Below are 16,753 nucleotides of genomic sequence, written 5' to 3'. Positions count from 1 at the left end.
ACCTTCACTATATCGATCGAGAACGTTCTACTGGAAGCATGACTTCCCAAAAAACACTCCTGGAGCACTACACAGCACTGGATTCAGCCGCCGTGTCAGACGCCCTCGACGCCCTCGACCTCCCTCCAGGGCAAGCCGGATTCCTCCCCGTCTGGGGAACCCCAAAGATCGTCGGCTTCGCCGTGACGGTCCAGCTTGAGCCCTACATCCCGGGTCCCTCCGGCGCACACATCGGCGCCACCGCGGTAGCCGACGCCAACAGCAGCAACGTCATCGTCGTGGCCAACGAAGGACGCACCGACGTCTCCTGTTGGGGTGGGCTACTCAGCCTGGGTGCATCACTGAACGGCGTGCGCGGTGTGGTGGCCGACGGTGCTTGTCGCGACGTCCACGAAGCCCGCGAGATCGGCTTCCCCGTCTTCGCCAAGGGCCGCATCCCGGCCACGGCCCGCGGCCGGTTGCAGCAGCGCTCCACCGGCGAACCTGTCCAGCTGGGCGGCGTAACCGTCACACCGGGTGACTTGGTCCTGGCAGATGAGACCGGCGTCGTGGTTGTCCCCAGCAGCCACCTCGACGAGGTATTGGAACGCGCCCAGGGCGTGGCCGCACGCGAACAATCCATCGCCGCCGATCTCCGCGCCGGCGTCGCCCTTCACGAAGCCATGCGCGACGCGCGCCTGGCTGGAATCACCGAGGAACACTGATGCACACCACCACTGAAACCAACGTCATCGAACGTCTGGCAGCTCTGCCCACCGCCTCTATTTCGGACGCCATGGACGCCCTCGGCCTACACGGGACCCTCCACGGGTTGTCTCCGCTGACCTATGATTTCCGTGCCACCGGACCTGCATTCACTGTGCAGTACGCACCGGCCGGCGAGTCCCGCGGAAGCGTCGGGGACTTCCTCGACGACGTCCCGGCCGGCGCAGTGATTGTCATTGACAACGAAGGACGCACGGACGTCACCGTCTGGGGCGGCATCATGACCGAGGTCGCCGCCGAACGCGGCATCGCCGGAACCGTCATCAACGGCGTCTGCCGTGACATCTCTACATCCCTGCAGCAGAACTACCCGCTGTTCAGCCGCGGCAAGTTCATGCGCACCGGCAAGGACCGTGTACAACTCGTGGCAGTCCAGACCGAGGTGACAATCAATGATGTCCGCATCTCGCCGGCGGATATCATCTGCGCCGACGCGGACGGTGCCCTCGCAGTGCCCAGCGCCCGTGCTGAAGAAGTCGCTGCCCGCGCTGAGAAGATCGAGGACACAGAAACGAAGATTGTCGCGGCCGTGAAAGCCGGTGCCACCCTGGTCCAGGCCCGCAAGGACCTCGGCTACCACGACCTCCAGTGGGGCAAAAAATGAGCAACGCCGCCCGCGGGCACTCTTCCGCCACCCTTTATGAAGCCGCCAAACTCCCGTGCGCCTGCGATCCCGGCCTGAAGCCGGCCTGGCGCGGAGCCAAGGTGGCCGGTCCAGCCTTCACCGTCCGCGGAGTCGGCGGCGACAACCTCGCCCTGCACCACGCCGTCCTGAACGCGCCTTCGGGCAGCGTCCTGGTGGTAGACATGCAAGGCGCCGAGCACGGGCACTGGGGCGAAATCCTCGCCGCAGCCGCCCAGCACCGCGGAATACTCGGACTGGTGATCGATGGCGGCGTCCGTGACACCGAGGAAATGGCGGAGATGGACTTCCCGGTCTTCTCGCGCAGCGTAACCGTCGTCGGAACCGCCAAGGACTACGCGGGCGACTTCTCCTCGCCCGTTCGCGTGGGCGGCCTGACCGTCCGCGCGGGGGACCTGGTAGTCGGCGACTCCGACGGCGTCGTGGTCCTCCCACGCGACGCCGTGGATTCTGTCCTGGACAAGGCAGACCAGCGCGTCGCCGACGAACAGCGGATCCTCGACGATATCCGCCACGGCAAATCCACCCTCGAGTTGTACTCCTTTTAGACGGAAGAACCGATGACAGCCTTGTCCTCTCTAAAGTTGGGCGCTCCTGAACGGATCGCCGCCTCCAGCCGCCGCCCCGCCACCCTGGGCGCGGCGGCACCAGGCACCATCTCACTCGCGATGGGGGAGCCCGACGCCGGGACCCCCACCGCGGTAGTCGACGCTGCCGTCCGTTCCCTGGTGAAGGGACGGACCCGGTACTCGCCCATGACCGGAGCACCGGAACTGCGGGAGGTGCTCGCGCGGAAAATCTCCGCCGGGCACCCCCGCCCCACCACAGCGCGCGAGGTGGTGCTCACGCACGGCGGCAGCGCCGGGTTGGCCGCTGCAATGCTTGCCCTCGTCCAGCCCGGGGATCGGGTACTGATCCCTGAACCGACGTACTCCCTCTACGCCGACCATGCCGCCATGGTCGGCGCGGACGTGGTCTGGATAGCAGCGCGCACTGATGGGTCGCTGGACCTGGATGCGCTCCAGCATGAGGCTGCCACGGCTCGGTTGATTATTTTGTGCAACCCGGGCAACCCCACAGGCCGGATCTATTCGGCGGCAGACCTCGCCGGTGTCGGCGCCTTGTTGGGGGAGCACCCGGACCTGTTGCTCCTATCCGACGAGGCCTACGGCAGCATCGTGTTCGACCAGCTCCCGTTTGCTTCAGCCCTGGACCTCAGCGACGTCTCTTCCCAGGTGGTGTACTGCAGCACACTGTCCAAGACCTACGCCATGACCGGTTGGCGCCTTGGATACGTTGTTGCCTCCGGCCCACTCGCTGACAAAATCAACCTCATCCACCGCACCATCAACGGTCCGTTGAACACCTTCGTTCAGGATGCTGCTCTGACAGCGTTGGAGACACCGGAAGAGGATCTTCGAGTCCTCACGGCGTCCTACCAGGATCGGCGTGATCTGGTGCTGGAGGCACTGGGCGGAGTTGCCGGCGTAGAAATCCTGGCGCCCCAAGGCGCCTTCTACGCGTTTCCCCGGATATCCACCTCATTGAGTTCAGATGAGATGGTGGCCCGGTTCGCTGCGGCCGGTGTTCTGGTCCGATCCGGAAGCGAGTTTGGTCCCTCCGGCGAAGGACACGTCCGGCTTTCCTTCGCCACTGACATCGCCACCCTGAAGGAAGGTCTTGACCGGTTTGTCGCAACTATCGTGGACTTCCCGCGATGACGACGGCGGCACTGACAATTGCGGTCTCCGGCTTGGGGTTGCCGTCCCGGGCTGAGAATGCTTTGGCACGGCATGGTATCCGGAGCGTCGAGGTGCTTGTCACGTGGTCCCGGTCGGAACTGCTGGGGCAGGTCATCGGGCTCGGCGAGGGGTCTTTGGACCTCATCGAAGAAGCCCTGGCCGTTAGGGGGCGCCAGTTGGCTGTGTATGACGCGGGCAGGACCTACCAGCAGTCACATGCCAGTACCAACCAGAGACACATTAAGAACCATCATGCATGGGTCACCCCACAAGCATGATTCCCTCCACCCTAATGAACCGATAGGAGGACTCCTTGCCTGGCCTGACCAAGCTTGAGCCTTTCACTCTCCCGCTCGACATTGACGGAGTTCACGTCGAGATCGCCGGCATGTACCGTGCCGGCTCCGGTACGCCGCTGGTATTCCTGCACGGCTTCGGCTCCACCAAGGAAGATTACGCGGACGTCATCCAGCAGGATGCTCTCGCTGGCCGCCCGGTCCTGGCCTACGACGCCCCGGGCTGCGGCGCGAGTATCTGCCCGGACCTGAACGCCATTTCAGTGCACTTCCTCGTTCAGGTCGCCAAGGAAGTCCTGGCCGCGAAGAACATCGACCGCTTTCACTTGGTGGGCCATTCCATGGGCGGGCTCACAGCCCTCCTGCTGGCGGACCAGAACCCAGCCCGCGTTCTCAGTTTCGCCGATATCGAAGGAAACGTGGCCCCGGAAGACTGCTTCCTGAGCCGGCAGATCATCAGCCACTCACACCCGGATCCCGAGGATTTCTTCAAGGATTTCCAGGACCGGGTCTGGAAGTCCCGGTTCTACTCCAGCAGCCTTTACGCAGCGAGCCTTCCCCACAAGGTCCGGCCCGGGGCGGTCCGGCCCATCTTCGAATCCATGGTGGAACTGTCCGATCACGGCGGCCTCATGGATCGATTCCTGGCGCTGCCATTTCCCCGGATGTACATGTTCGGCGTCCAGAACAACACCCTGAGCTACCTGCCCCTGCTGGCAGAAAAGGGCGTGGAACTCGCGGAGATCTCCCGCAGCGGGCACTTCCCCATGTACTCAAACGCCACTGAAATGTGGGACCGCCTCACAGCATTCTTCCTGGGCAGCGAGCAGGCATGAAAAGGCGGGACGCGCCCCAGTTCATCCGGTACGACGACTGGACCGCCCTGATCGGCGGACACGTGCAAATCCGCAAGCACGGGGAACCGGTTCACTCCGGGATCGTGGACCATGCCATGGCCGACTCATCCACGCTCTGGCTAAGAAGCAACGGCGTCCAGCCGCGCCGGGCCTTCGTCCGCAAGGAAGGCTACGAGGTCTGGATCAGTCCCCGGGACCTGCAGTTCCGCACCAAACCCTCGGCCAATGTCAGCAGCTAGCTGAGTGGCTACCCGCCCGGCGCTCCGGGCGGCCTATTGTCAGCCGCACGATGACGTGCGGTTCGTTCCCCTGGAGAAAAACATGCAAAAACCCGCACACGACCGCGCGGATGAACTGGAAAACGAACGCGAGCGGATAGGCGATGTTGCCTCAGCCGTCCGGGACTTCTCCAGCGAGGAGCACGGTTATCACAAGTCGCTGAAGCCGCGGCAGATCCAAATGATTGCCATCGGCGGAGCCATCGGTACAGGCCTGTTCATGGGAGCCGGCGCCCGCCTGAACGGAAGTGGGCCGGCACTGGTTCTGGTCTATGCCGTCTGCGGTTTCTTCGGCTTCCTCATTCTCCGGGCGCTGGGGGAGCTGGTCCTGCATCGGCCATCGTCCGGCTCCTTCGTTTCCTACGCCCGGGAGTTCTACGGTGAAAAAATGGCCTACGCGGCCGGTTGGCTCTACTTCCTGAACTGGGCCATGACCTCCATTGTGGATGTCACCGCGGCGGCCCTGTACCTGAAATTCTGGGCACCGTATTGGCCGCCGTTGCAGGAAACACCTCAGTGGTTGCTGGCCCTGATCGCCCTGGTGGTGGTGCTGTCCCTGAACCTGGTTTCGGTGAAGCTCTTCGGCGAAATGGAGTTCTGGTTCGCGCTGGTCAAAGTCATTGCCCTGGTCACGTTCCTGGTGGTCGGCGTCGTCTTCCTCCTCAGCGGTGCCGCCACCGACGTCGGCCCCACAGGCCTGGTCCTGTTCACGGACAACGGCGGGTTCTTCCCCAACGGGGGCATAGCTCCGCTGCTCGCCGCCAGCGGGGTCATCTTCGCCTACGCCGGCATCGAGCTGATCGGCACGGCCGCCGGTGAAACCAAGGAACCAGCCAAGGTCATGCCCAAGGCGATCAACAGTGTCGTCTTCCGGATCGCCGTGTTCTACGTCGGGTCCATCCTGCTGCTTTCCCTGCTCTTGCCGTTCACTGCCTACAAGGGCGGTGAGTCACCGTTTGTCACGTTCTTCTCGCACCTCGGTGACCCGCAGGCGGGTGCAACGGCCGCATCCATCATGAATTTCGTGGTACTGACCTCGGCCCTGTCCAGCCTGAACGCAGGCCTCTATTCCACGGGCCGAATCCTGCGGTCCATGGCCGTCAATGGATCCGCGCCACGATTCTCTGGACGGATGAACAGCAAAGGTGTCCCATACGGCGGCATCCTGTTCACCACAGTGGTGGCACTGCTTGGCATCGGTCTCAACGCTCTCGTCCCGTCGCAGGCCTTCGAGATCGTCCTGGAGATTTCCGCGCTCGGAATCATCGGCTGCTGGGCCACCATCATCCTGTGCCAGATGAAACTGCACAAGCTCTCGCGTTCCGGCCTGATTAAGCGCCCGGCGTTCCGCTTGTTCGGTGCGCCGTATACCTCTTACCTAACCTTAACGTTCCTGGTGTTCGTTCTGGTCTCCATGGGCTTCTCCGAAACGGGCCGCTGGGTCCTGGCCTCGCTACTGGTGCTGGTTCCGCTGTTAATCGGCGGCTGGTTCGCCGCCCGGGAGGGAATAGCTGCCGCGGCCAAGGAACGCGAAGGCTACACGGGGAACCTTCCCGTGCTGGCGAATCGTCCGGCGATCGATCAGGGCCGGGCACCAGCGGGAAACAGTACGCCGTGACATCGCGCTATCCAGGAGCCGCCACCGTACCCGCCCTCGTCCTGACGGGGCATCGCGCTCCTGTCAGCGGGTGGTGGCGGCCCGACGGCGAAACAGTGCCGTTCCGCTACGTGCAAAAGGGTGTCGTCATGCCAGGGCTCCGGGGGAGCAGCGTCAGCTGGAAACTTGAGTTGGAGACCAGCGGGGCTGCCTCACAGCAGCCCTCTGGCTGAGTATTCTCCAAGGCGGTTCTATCGCGCTTCAGTAGCCGATGGTTGCTCGTCGGGTCGCCTCCAGGTGCGAATCGATGGCTGCGCAGGTGGCGGTCAGGCTTGCACCGCCCAGGCTGTTCACGATGGCTTGGTGCTCGGACAGAACCTCGTCCGTTCGGCTGCCGCCTCTGGTGATGGCCTGGATCCCGATTCTTAGCTGCCGCTGCCGCAAGGAGGAGTAGAAATCCGAGAGTACTGGATTGCCGGCTGATCTGACGATGGTGTTGTGGAACTCCGTATCCAGCTCAATGAATCTGCCGGGATCGGAGGCGGCCAGTCGCTGTTGGTCGATGAGGCTCTGCAGAACATCCAGGGTGGCCTGATCGAAGTGCCCTCGGGTGTCGACGGCCCAGCGTTCCACCACGGAGCGGGCTTGGAGGTTAGCCCGGACCTCTTGGTCCGTGATGGGTGGAACGTAAGCGCCCTTGTGGGGGACGCGCCTGATGAATCCCTCGGCTTCAAGTCGTAGAAGGGCCTCCCGAACCGGTGTTCGGGAAGTGCCCGTGGCTTGGGCCAGCGTGGCCTCGTTCAGGAAGGTCTCCTCGTCCCGGGGTAGACCGGAAATGAAAGCGGTGATCCATTGGTAGGCAATTTCTGGTGCCGTGAGCCCGGAAGGGGAGGGCTGGTCCATGGGAACCTTTCGTAGGTCAGATTTCCGAGAGACCTGATGCGGTGGTTCGAATGTGGCTGCGAAGTGCGGCCTTGGCCAGCTCGGGATCTCCGGATTCCAGTCCATCGACGATTGCCTGGTGTTCTGCGATGACGGCGGCCTGCCGGGCGGGGGTGTTCATGAGCGCCCGGATACCAATGCGGATGTGTCGGGCGCGAAGGTCCGTGTACGACTTGGTCATGAGGGAGTTGCCGACGGCCCTGACCAAGGCGATGTGGAATTCACTGTCCCAGTCAACGAACTCGCGTTCGTGGCCGGCGTCGGAGCTTTCCAGTTGGTGCTTCAGCGCCAGCTTCATCGCGTCGAGTGGGGCGGTGCCGCGTTCCATCACAACTTCGGCGGCGTTGGTTTCCAATACTGTCCTAAACTCAAGGGCCTCGCTGATCTCCTGTCGGGTGACCGGCGGGATAAACGCTCCGTGGCGTGGAACCAGTTGCAGCAGCCCTTCGGAAGCCAGGAGAAGAAAAGCCTCCCGGACGGGTGTGCGGGAGGTTCCTCCGACTTTTTCGGCCACCTGTTCCTCAGTGAGGAAGCTGCCGTGGTAGGCGCCGTCCGGGAGGATGGTGTCGCGGATGTAGTCGTACACTCTGTCGCGATTGGACTGGCTTGGCGTCTGCATAGTCAAAGTATACTCTCCGCATACATTCGGGTGGGACCGGCTGGTAGTAGCGGCGGGGCGCGTGCCGCCAGATGGAGCCGCGCCCCGCCGCCACCGGATAGTCAGCCGATCGGGGTGGCCATCGGCACTACATCGTAGGCGAGGCTGATGGTCCGGCCCAGGACTGGATCGGTCAGTTCCGCCCGCCAGCCATCGGCAAACTGGTTTACGCCCTCCACCATGTTGACGGTGCCCGAAATAAGCACAGTGCCGGGGTTGAGCAAATCCCGGTCCTTGAGTACGCCGACCCAGTGCGCCGGTGGGAGTAAGTCGCCAAGCGTGGCCTTCTGGATCTGCTCTTCCACTCCGTTGTTGGTAACCCATGCGGTCAGCGTCAAGTCATCTATGTGGTCCTCCACCTCGCTGAGCAGCCAGGCGTCCTTCGCCAAAACGTCCGGTGAAGCGTTCTTGGACCACGCGATTCCGTGGACTTCAAGCTCGCGATCGGTGTGGTCACACGCGAGGGTCAGGAGAATCCGCCCATCTGTGGCGACGACGATGGCCCACTCCACTTCGCCGGAAGTCTTGCCGTGCTGGACCGGAACGACACTCGCCTGCTGAGCCAGGTAGGGCGAGACCGGGTACATGGTTGGGGTGACCGTGGGGGCCGGAACGCCCAGCAGCGCGAGCTCCTCGACATGGGCGCGGACGTGTTCCTGGTGGCGGCCTGCATATCCACCGTTCAGGAGGTGGATGACGTCGACATCGAGGGATTCACCACTGGGGAGAGTGAACTGCAAGGACATGAGGACTCCTTCAAACAATTGATTTGGCTGGGTATTGCTGCGATCTGCATCACAGTATAGTGTGAGTATACACAGCCCATACGCTTCTGTATACGCAACCCATACGCTACTGGGATTCGGCAAAGAAGCAGCTTGTGACAGGACATTCGCCCTTCCGGCGCTCTGTCGTTCAAGGCACTCTTATTCAGGAGGCATCTCGTGACTGAACAGATATCCACTTCGCAACATAAAACTCCGGCAAGGCCCGGCCAAGGCAAAAGGGGCTTCATTGTCGCCCTGACCGGGACAAGCCTGGAGTGGTATGACTTCGCGATCTACTCGGCAGCCTCGGCCCTGGTTTTCGGCCAGGTCTTCTTCCACTCCGATGACCCCCTCGCCGGCACGCTGGCAGCTTTTGCCACCTACGCTGTCGGCTATGTCGCCAGGCCCCTGGGCGGCGTCCTCTTCGGGCGACTAGGTGATCGCATCGGCCGTAAGAAAGTCCTCGTCTGGACTCTTCTCCTCATTGGCATCGCCACCTTCGCGGTAGGTCTGCTGCCGGGCTATGACACCATCGGCGTTGCCGCACCTATCGCCCTTGTCTTCCTCCGGCTATGCCAAGGAGTCGGCGTCGGCGGTGAATGGGCAGGAGCAGTCCTCATCTCCAGCGAACACGGAGATCCCGGGAAGAGGGGCCTGTTCGGCTCAGCAGCCCAGATCGGCCCGCCACTTGGCAACCTGCTGGCCAACGGCGCCTTGGCGCTCCTCGCGCTGCTTCCCAAGGAGGACTTCCTGTCCTGGGGATGGCGCGTTGCCTTCCTGTTCTCCGCAGTGCTGGTTGTGGTTGGCTTGGTGATCCGGTTCAAAATTGAAGAAACCCCTGTCTTCGAAGCCATCAAAGAACAAGGCCTTACCCCGAAATCACCGTTGGCTGAGGTGTTCCGGACCGAACGCCGGGCCTTGCTGGCGGCCACCATGTCCCGGATTGCGCCCGACGTGATGTACGCGCTTTCAACCGTCTTCATCCTTACGTATGCCACCCGTCAGTTCGGGCTCCAGCCGGGGCAGGCACTCCTGGCCGTCGTGATTGGCTCTGCTTTCCAGGTCTTCATGGTGCCGGCCGCCGGACACCTCTCCGACCGTATGAACAGGCGACTCGTTACCGCCATCGGCGCAGCATGTTCGATCGCGTTTCCGTTCATCTTCTTCCCGCTCATCAGCATCGGCTTCCTCGGAGTAGTGCTGGCCGTCATCTTTGGCCTGCTCTGCAACTCCCTTATGTACGGACCCCAGGCTGCTCTCGTCTCCGAACAGTTCAGCCCGCGGCTCCGGTACGCAGGCAGCTCGCTCGCTTACACCATCGGCGGTGTCTTCGGCGGCGCCATCGCACCGCTCCTGTTTACCTGGCTGCTGGGGACGTACGGGACCTGGCTGCCCCTGGCCCTGTACATCGTGGTCGTCTCCGTCATCACCCTGGTCGGAGTGAGCCTCGCGAAGAACCCCGATTCCCGGGAGATCGCTGGACACTCGATCTACTGACCTGCCAGCTCCGCACTTGATTCGCACCCCCTTCATTCAGAAAAGGAACACCCATGTCTTCTGCAAGCCTCTCCATCTCCGTCCAGCAGTTCGCTACCACCGTTGATCCAGCAAGAAACCTTGAACTCGTCCTCGACGCAGTTCGCCGCGGCGCGGAAACCGGCGCCCGTGTCGTTGTGCTCCCCGAAGCTTCGCTGGTGAGGTTCGGCGCCGCTCCTGCAGCACATGCCGAACCCATCGACGGGCCATGGGCATCGGCTGTCCAGCAACTGGCAAAGGACCTTGGCGTCATTGTCCTGGTTGGAACCTTCCAGCCAGCAGCTGATGGACGCGTCCGGAACACCATCCTCGTTACCGGTGAAAACATCCACTCCGGATACGACAAGATCCACCTCTACGACGCCTACGGGTTTTCAGAATCAGCCGACGTGGAACCCGGCAACGAACCCTTCACCTTTGAGGTGGACGGCGTCACGGTAGGCGTAGCCACCTGCTACGACGTCCGCTTCCCGGAACTCTTCCGCGAACTAGCCGACCGTGGCGCCCAAGTCATCATCGTCACCGCCCATTGGGGCGCCGGGGACGGGAAGATCGATGCGTGGCGACTGCTCAACCAGGCTCGCGCCATCGACTCAACCACCTGGGTCGTGGCCTGCGACCAGGCGGATGCTTCCACGGCCGGCATTGAAGAACCGACGGGCCCCCGCTTCGGCGTGGGTCACAGCTTGGTGGTCTCCCCAATGGGTGTCGTCCTGCAAGAACTCGACGAAAAGGTCGGTCAGTTGGATGTCACGTTAGACGTTGCGGCCGTGGAGAAAGCCCGCCAGGTGATCCCGGTTCTGGCGAACCGTCGGTTGGGCGTTGCGGTCTGAGTTTGCTGATGGGTTCCCAACGCCCCACGCCGGCAGATGGCTAACCCGGGTGGGGCGTTTGGGCCCGCCATCTTCGGATCCACACGAAGTGGACTTCGTTGTGGGACCTCGGAAGCGCTTTCCAACCGGGCAAGCGATGAGTGCCCAGCGGCGAATCGCTTTGGTGACTACATATGCGCCGTTATCGGCCAGCTCTGCGTTATGGCGCAGCCCGGCGACCCCTTTTGCACACCTGGGAGTAGCGGACACAAGTGCACTTTTTTGAGAACCGGCGGATGCTTTGTAGGCGGTTGCTCCTAATCCTTTGTCCTTCAAGGAGATCCAAGAAGTGATACCGGTCGTTCCCGGTGCTCACGGTTCGTCACGTCCGTGCAACTGCAGGCTGAGGACGCCTTTTCAAGGCCGTTGGGTGCGCGGTGTTGTGCAGGCGGTTACCAATAATGTCGGCCGCTTCGAGTAGCGTCATTCGTGGTGGCCGGTCGGCTGCTTTCGATCACGTCAGAAGGGGAACTGCTCGTGCGTCTGGAACGTATTGATGTCAGGTTTTTCAGGTCTTTCAATTTTGATTTTGAGCGAAAGGCTAGGCCTGAAAAAAAGCCTGAGAGCTGGGAAGATACCGTAGAAGGCTGGTTTCCGTTTGTCCGCGTCCCTCTCGACGAGTCAATTACTGCCGTAGTGGGCGCTAATGAATCTGGAAAGAGTCAGTTGCTAGCAGCCGTCGAAGCTTCTTTGACCGGTGCACCCATAGCACGGGCTGACTTTTGTCGCTACAGCGAGCTGTACTCAGTCCAGTCTGGCAAGTATCGGTTCCCTGAATTCGGGGCTGTTCTGAGGCTGACCTCGGCTGAAGACGTAAGTGCCATGCCTACGAAGTTAAACGTTGGGCTTGATGATGTCTTCGCGCTGTACCGCACTTCGCCAGACTCGGCCTACGTCGTTGTAGGGCAGACACGGCATAACCTTGACGCCGAGGAATTGGCGGGTCTTCAACTAAGGCTTCCTAAGGTGTTTCGGCTTGAAACGGCTGTGGCGCTCCCGGAAAGTGTTTCGATCCGCGAATTGGCCGGCAGGGGGCGCAGCCGCTTCGCTGACAGAAGGCAGCGAACCAATCTCTTGGAGATACTTGCCGAAAACGCCTACACAGATGCGGGGTCGTTCGCCACTGATGTGTACCCCCACTACTCGCAAGCCGGAGAGCATCTCAAGCCCCTGGATCAACGCCGAGAGACCGAGTTCGAGCTTGCCCGCAAGCTCCTGGTCGAAGTGGCGGGTGTGGATGAACGAGCGTTCCAAGAGCTCTTGGAAGCTATTGGTGCCGGACGCGAGGGTCAAGTCGCGGGCGTCATCGGCGGAATCAATCGCGCTCTCAGGGAACGGCTCAACTTCCAGCGCTGGTGGACTCAAGACAAGGCCTTTGACTTGGTAGTTGAGGCTCGTGAGCATGAACTGGCCTTCACTATTCGAGATAGAACGGCGGCAAGCTACTCTTTTGACGAACGAAGTCAGGGTTTGCGATTCTTTCTCAGCTACTTCGTTCAATTGACTGCACACCGGCTCAACAACCACGAGCCAGACGTGCTTGTTCTGGACGAACCGGACGCGTACCTCTCTAGTGTTGGGCAACAGGACCTCCTGCGTGTTCTGGAAAACTATGCCTTCCCAGAAGAAGGTGGACCATCCGGTCAGGTGGTTTACGTGACCCACTCACCGTTTCTCATCAACAAGAACATGCCCCACCGGATCAGGGTGTTGGACAAGGGAGCCGAAGACGAGGGAACCAAAGTCGTTAAAGATGCTGCGAACAACAGGTACGAGCCGCTGCGGTCCTCCCTTGGTGCGTATGTGGCTGAAACGGCGTTTATTGGAGGTGCAAACCTCTTTGTGGAAGGTATGGCCGACCAGGTTTATCTCGCGGGAGCATCAGCACACCTAATCCGGCTCAATGCGGCTCCTGATGAAGTACTCGATCTCAATACCGTCACGATCGTGGCTGCGGGCTCGGCGGATTCAATTCCCTACATGGTCTACCTTGCGCGAGGGCGTGACTCTGTAAAGCCTCCTTGCGTCGCGTTGCTCGATGGAGACAATGCCGGCAAAGAGGCGGCCCGTGTTCTTCGTCGTGGGGAGGCCCGAAAGAAGCGGGTTCTGCCTGACGCCTGCATCGTGGAGATCGCTTCATGGGCGAGCTCGGCCGGTCTCGTGGCCGAGGATGGGGTGGTTTTCAGTGAGATCGAGGATCTGGTCCCTATCCCTTTGCTACGCGAAGCTGCCTTAGCTTATGTGGAGCGCTTTCTTTCGCCAGAGGAGATCGATGTGAACGCACTTTCGCTGGACGCCGTGATCAAATCGGTGGGGACTAAGAACGGAAATGCTTGGGAGGGTCTTAGCGCCACTTATCAAACTGCCTTTGTCGGCGAACACATAGAGAAGGTTGGTTTGGCTCGGGAGGTAATACGGCGCGTTGCGGAGAATCCAGAAGATTCGCAGTCGGTATTGTTCTTGGACAGGTTCGGACAGCTGACTCGACACTTGGCCCAGACTCTTCGTGCGGCCAAACAGGATGAGGATCAACGCCGGAGCGACAACAAAATCAAGCGACTTGTCTCATCCTTTAAACGGGACTTTCCCGGTGGCGTCATGCAGTTCAAAGCCAAACGACTACTACAAGAGATCCAGGCTGCTCTTGGTGACTCACAGTACTCAGACTCCATCGCTATGGATGTTCGCTCTATCGAACGGGACTTTGAGTTGGATGGTCGGAGGCCTCAAGAGCAGGTTGCTCAATACGAGGAATTCAAGACGCGCCTTGACGGCCTGTTAGTACTTGAGAAGCTCTCTTATCAAGATGGACAAGGCGACCCGCGTACCGCGCGCTCAGTGATGTCCGAACACGAAGGCGCAAGCGGTGAACCTGAGGGTGAACTGGTGCAGTAGATCGAGGACAGAACCAGAACCGCATCATCTAGAGTTCCTCCTCTCTGTAAGCTTCTTGTCAGAAGCGCCCCTGCCATCGCGGCTGCCTCGTTCGTCCGCGAGGTGAACAGGTGCCGGAATGGTCATGCTGAAGTTTGAGGATGTCTGAGCTCGTCCCAACAATGCAGGTGCTCCGAAAGGTCAAAACCGCCGATCAGCGGATCCCGCTCCATCATTCTGACTAATGGGCGGTACCCGGTCACTGCAAGTCATGTCGGCCCCTGTTCGAAAATTCATGAAGGTTTAGAAAGGAGGAATTCATGAAGTCTTGTCAGTGCACGCAGGCACTTCCGACTAGGGGGGTTGCCCGGCGCCTGCTGCGTTCTGCATTTCGTTTCCTCAGCCGTGGACGGCGACCCGACAACCGCCGACAGGGGCAAAAGGAGGTGTGGACAATGTCCACCCTTTCCACCTCGGACTGCCGCGTACACCCGTTGAACTGGCCCGGATTCCGCATGTTTCCGCCACTTCCCAGTGTTTGCAAGCCTTGGAATCCCGTTCGAGTCCCACCTCGGGCACGACGTTGTTGCAGGTCAGGGGCCTATATGGCCCCTGACTGGGGACAAGCCCCTAAAGCGTGTTCTGCGGCGTAGCGTTTATGCATGGCCAGCATCTCCACACGAACCAAAAAGGACGGATCCCAGTCCTTCATGGCCCGCTGGCGAGACCCCAGAACTCATGAGGCCCAAGCCGGGCGGCACCGCTTACTGTTCTTGTTTGGAGGCCGTTGCAACGCTTCTAGCGGTCGGTGTTCCTCACGATGAACGACGCGAAGAGCGCAGCGACTACGGGAATCAGCACAGTTATTGTGGCGCTGAGCGTGTTCTGCGAGTCCCCGAGCAAGTATCGGATTCCGAGGCTTATTAATCCCACGAGGAGCCCGAAACCAAGCCAGAGCGCACGCTGTTTCGCCATGTTCGTGCCGCGGTCGGACATCTCAACAGCTTGTTGCACTTTGAATTCCAGAGAAGATTGCTCCGGTCAAACCGCCAATAAACATCCCAGGGATTCCCGCGCCAGCCCCGGTGAGGGCTCCAGTACACAGCCCCCAGAGGAGGTTATTGAAAGCACATCCCTGATTAATCCTGAGCGTTGGGACTTCGGGGGATGCGCCATTGGCGGGTTGAAAGTAGACATCTACTTGTTTCCGGTTCGATGAGAGCTTGAACGACAACGTGTAGTCGACGCCGGCCACACTAGCCTTAGCGCTGGTCCTTTCCAGAACATTGCCCCGGGCATCTCTTGCGAGCAGCGTCCCGTCTGAGGCTATGTCGAACTTCGCGCGGATGGCGCTCAATCGAATGACTTTTTGGCCTTGGATCGTCTCCATAGAGGAGGAGAGATACGCGGTGCCTTCGTTGGAAGCCTTGGCTCGGGATTCCCCCGGTGATGTGGCCTCATGCGTGGCAGCCGTTGCCGGCACTGGAGTCATAAGCGCCAAAGCCAGCACGAACCCTAGGCCGGCCAACAGCACCTTCTTGCGATTCGTCTTCTTGCTGAAACAGTTCGTTCCCCGCATCTTTCCCTCATTCCGTGTGTTTTAGGTGCCGGAGCGCCGCCGTAGTGGCGTCGGAGCCGTTGGCGGCGAAATTTGATAGTTCGCTACCTGTTAGTGCCGTCAAGTGTCGTGGCGTGACGCTTCACGAGCGTGGTTCTCGAAGGTTCCGGTCGAAGACGTCAGGAGGGCAGACGAGCTAACGGCTGAGATGAAATACGAAGCCCGCCGACGTAGCAGGCATGACGCCCGGCAGCGGAGCAGAACGGCGCCGGGTCGGACGAGCGCAATCCGTTTTAGCTGGCGGGGTTTTTCCGGGGCGTAGCCGCCTCCTGAACGCCCTGTCCTGGTCTTCCCCGCAAACGCCGGACAATGAGCGGAACCGGCAGAGTCCGGTGATTTGCTGCCCACCCGCCGTCGTCACTGCCGAAGAAATCGAAGCGGCCCTGGACATCTACGATCAGGCGTCGTCCACCGTCCGGCTCTAGCCGGTGCGGTGGGCCGCCGAAGTTCCCACTATGTCTTCGACGGCCCGTCTTGACAGGGGTGTCCCGATGGCCGCCGACAGCCGCTTCATCTGGACGATGCGTCGGACCGGAACAGCGTCTGATCGCAGGAGAGGAACGCACGGAAGATCGGCTGACGCCGCCTTGCCGAGGTGTCACGGCATGTTGAGGTTGGTTTTGTATGCGGTGTTTTTGTTGGTGTTCCAGCCTGCGATGATGCCGGCGCCGAGCATGTGGTCGGTGAGGCGTGCGAAGCGGTAGCCGGGGTCGGTGACGAGGGTGAGTTGGAGGTATTGGTGGGCTTTGGATCCTCGGCCTTCCCACCAGTTGATGTAGCCGATGGCGGTGAGAATGGGGGCAGCGTGCTCCGGACGCGTCAGGGTGTAGGCATGGGTGAGTAGTTGTTTAGCCCATTCGATGCGTGACCAGCTTGGTCCTGTATTGGTTAGGGCGAAGTGCACGTGTTCGGGTGGTTCGTCGATGCCGGGGAAGTCGGCCATGAGCTGATCGCGGATGTGCGGGAATTGAAAGTCCGCGACGAGCTTCAGAATCTCCTGACCTCGGACAACGTCTTCGGCGACGATGGGGGTGCGCTGCAACTCGCGCAGGTTACCGGCGACACCTCTTCCGGCTACCACGTCGCACTCACCGCCCCCGTAGATACAGCCACCACCCCAAGCGCTGGCGGCCCCCCAAGTGGGGGAATGCCACCAGGCGGCGGATCGGGTGGAACCCCGCCCACCGGAGCGCCACCAGCCTGACGGGCAGGTGACTGTCGCCGCAGAGACTGCGCATGACAGCAACGGGCCGCTTGGGAGCAGTTTGGACTTCAAGGGCCGGGACAGCCCGGCAGGATGCCCAAGGA

Annotated in this window: 16 protein-coding genes; 11 read left to right on the top strand and 5 right to left on the bottom strand. The window is 61.2% G+C overall.

The features are described from left to right. Nucleotides 1–38 precede the first annotated feature (38 nt). The 8 genes from ACSVIE_RS01410 to ACSVIE_RS01375 all read left to right on the top strand — a co-directional run bounded on the left by ACSVIE_RS01410 (nucleotide 39) and on the right by ACSVIE_RS01375 (nucleotide 6,199). Entirely contained in the window at nucleotides 39–704 is a 666-nt protein-coding gene (locus ACSVIE_RS01410; RefSeq protein ID WP_442422797.1) for an RraA family protein, read from the top strand. Then, on the top strand, nucleotides 704–1,369 hold the full coding sequence (locus tag ACSVIE_RS01405; protein WP_442422796.1) for an RraA family protein: 666 nt from the start codon (nucleotides 704–706) through the stop codon (nucleotides 1,367–1,369). Before ACSVIE_RS01410 ends, ACSVIE_RS01405 begins: the two co-directional genes overlap by 1 nt. Beyond that, a complete protein-coding gene (locus ACSVIE_RS01400; protein WP_442422795.1) occupies nucleotides 1,366–1,956 on the top strand; it encodes an RraA family protein in 591 nt (196 codons plus the stop codon). The genes ACSVIE_RS01405 and ACSVIE_RS01400 overlap by 4 nt, the downstream gene beginning before the upstream one ends. Before the next feature lie 12 nt (nucleotides 1,957–1,968). Continuing rightward, on the top strand, nucleotides 1,969–3,129 hold the full coding sequence (locus ACSVIE_RS01395; RefSeq protein WP_442422794.1) for a pyridoxal phosphate-dependent aminotransferase: 1,161 nt from the start codon (nucleotides 1,969–1,971) through the stop codon (nucleotides 3,127–3,129). Further along, on the top strand, nucleotides 3,126–3,428 hold the full coding sequence (locus ACSVIE_RS01390; RefSeq protein ID WP_442422793.1) for a DNA-directed RNA polymerase subunit alpha C-terminal domain-containing protein: 303 nt from the start codon (nucleotides 3,126–3,128) through the stop codon (nucleotides 3,426–3,428). Before ACSVIE_RS01395 ends, ACSVIE_RS01390 begins: the two co-directional genes overlap by 4 nt. Before the next feature lie 35 nt (nucleotides 3,429–3,463). Then, entirely contained in the window at nucleotides 3,464–4,282 is an 819-nt protein-coding gene (locus ACSVIE_RS01385; protein ID WP_442422792.1) for an alpha/beta fold hydrolase, read from the top strand. Then, the gene (locus ACSVIE_RS01380) at nucleotides 4,279–4,542 is read left to right on the top strand and encodes a hypothetical protein (protein ID WP_442422791.1); all 264 of its coding nucleotides are present in this window, start codon (nucleotides 4,279–4,281) and stop codon (nucleotides 4,540–4,542) included. Before ACSVIE_RS01385 ends, ACSVIE_RS01380 begins: the two co-directional genes overlap by 4 nt. An 82-nt stretch (nucleotides 4,543–4,624) precedes the next feature. Beyond that, a complete protein-coding gene (locus tag ACSVIE_RS01375) occupies nucleotides 4,625–6,199 on the top strand; it encodes an amino acid permease (RefSeq protein ID WP_442422790.1) in 1,575 nt (524 codons plus the stop codon). Nucleotides 6,200–6,439: 240 nt separating this feature from the next. Here the strand turns inward: ACSVIE_RS01375 and ACSVIE_RS01370 are convergent, their stop codons facing one another. The 3 genes from ACSVIE_RS01370 to ACSVIE_RS01360 form a co-directional block, all read right to left on the bottom strand. Continuing rightward, a complete protein-coding gene (locus ACSVIE_RS01370; protein ID WP_442422789.1) occupies nucleotides 6,440–7,081 on the bottom strand; it encodes a GntR family transcriptional regulator in 642 nt (213 codons plus the stop codon). Nucleotides 7,082–7,097: 16 nt separating this feature from the next. Beyond that, the gene (locus ACSVIE_RS01365; protein ID WP_131134350.1) at nucleotides 7,098–7,739 is read right to left on the bottom strand and encodes a GntR family transcriptional regulator; all 642 of its coding nucleotides are present in this window, start codon (nucleotides 7,737–7,739) and stop codon (nucleotides 7,098–7,100) included. Between the two features lie 101 nt (nucleotides 7,740–7,840). Beyond that, nucleotides 7,841–8,524, bottom strand: coding sequence for a DUF2848 domain-containing protein (locus tag ACSVIE_RS01360; RefSeq protein WP_179018238.1), 684 nt, complete (start codon nucleotides 8,522–8,524; stop codon nucleotides 7,841–7,843). A 198-nt stretch (nucleotides 8,525–8,722) separates the two neighbouring features. Between ACSVIE_RS01360 and ACSVIE_RS01355 the strand changes: the two genes are divergently transcribed. From ACSVIE_RS01355 to ACSVIE_RS01345, 3 genes are all read left to right on the top strand, one after another. Beyond that, the gene (locus tag ACSVIE_RS01355) at nucleotides 8,723–10,042 is read left to right on the top strand and encodes an MFS transporter (protein WP_442422788.1); all 1,320 of its coding nucleotides are present in this window, start codon (nucleotides 8,723–8,725) and stop codon (nucleotides 10,040–10,042) included. A gap of 53 nt (nucleotides 10,043–10,095) precedes the next feature. Continuing rightward, nucleotides 10,096–10,914 (top strand): carbon-nitrogen hydrolase family protein, encoded by an 819-nt coding sequence (locus ACSVIE_RS01350; protein WP_442422787.1) that lies wholly within the window; start codon nucleotides 10,096–10,098, stop codon nucleotides 10,912–10,914. Between the two features lie 516 nt (nucleotides 10,915–11,430). Beyond that, the gene (locus ACSVIE_RS01345; RefSeq protein WP_442422786.1) at nucleotides 11,431–13,848 is read left to right on the top strand and encodes a hypothetical protein; all 2,418 of its coding nucleotides are present in this window, start codon (nucleotides 11,431–11,433) and stop codon (nucleotides 13,846–13,848) included. Nucleotides 13,849–14,824: 976 nt separating this feature from the next. On the opposite strand, the gene ACSVIE_RS01340 is transcribed toward ACSVIE_RS01345, so the two are convergent. Both ACSVIE_RS01340 and ACSVIE_RS01335 read right to left on the bottom strand, forming a co-directional pair. Next, nucleotides 14,825–15,406: a hypothetical protein gene (locus tag ACSVIE_RS01340; protein WP_442422785.1), complete on the bottom strand. Its 582-nt coding sequence runs from the start codon at nucleotides 15,404–15,406 to the stop codon at nucleotides 14,825–14,827. Between the two features lie 637 nt (nucleotides 15,407–16,043). Beyond that, nucleotides 16,044–16,487, bottom strand: coding sequence for a DUF4192 family protein (locus ACSVIE_RS01335; RefSeq protein WP_426007368.1), 444 nt, complete (start codon nucleotides 16,485–16,487; stop codon nucleotides 16,044–16,046). Nucleotides 16,488–16,753 lie beyond the last annotated feature (266 nt).

Origin of the sequence: Paenarthrobacter sp. NCHU4564 (assembly GCF_052156435.1) — a bacterium.
Classification (GTDB): Bacteria; Actinomycetota; Actinomycetes; order Actinomycetales; family Micrococcaceae; genus Arthrobacter.
This window is presented reverse-complemented; position numbering and strand designations above follow the sequence as displayed.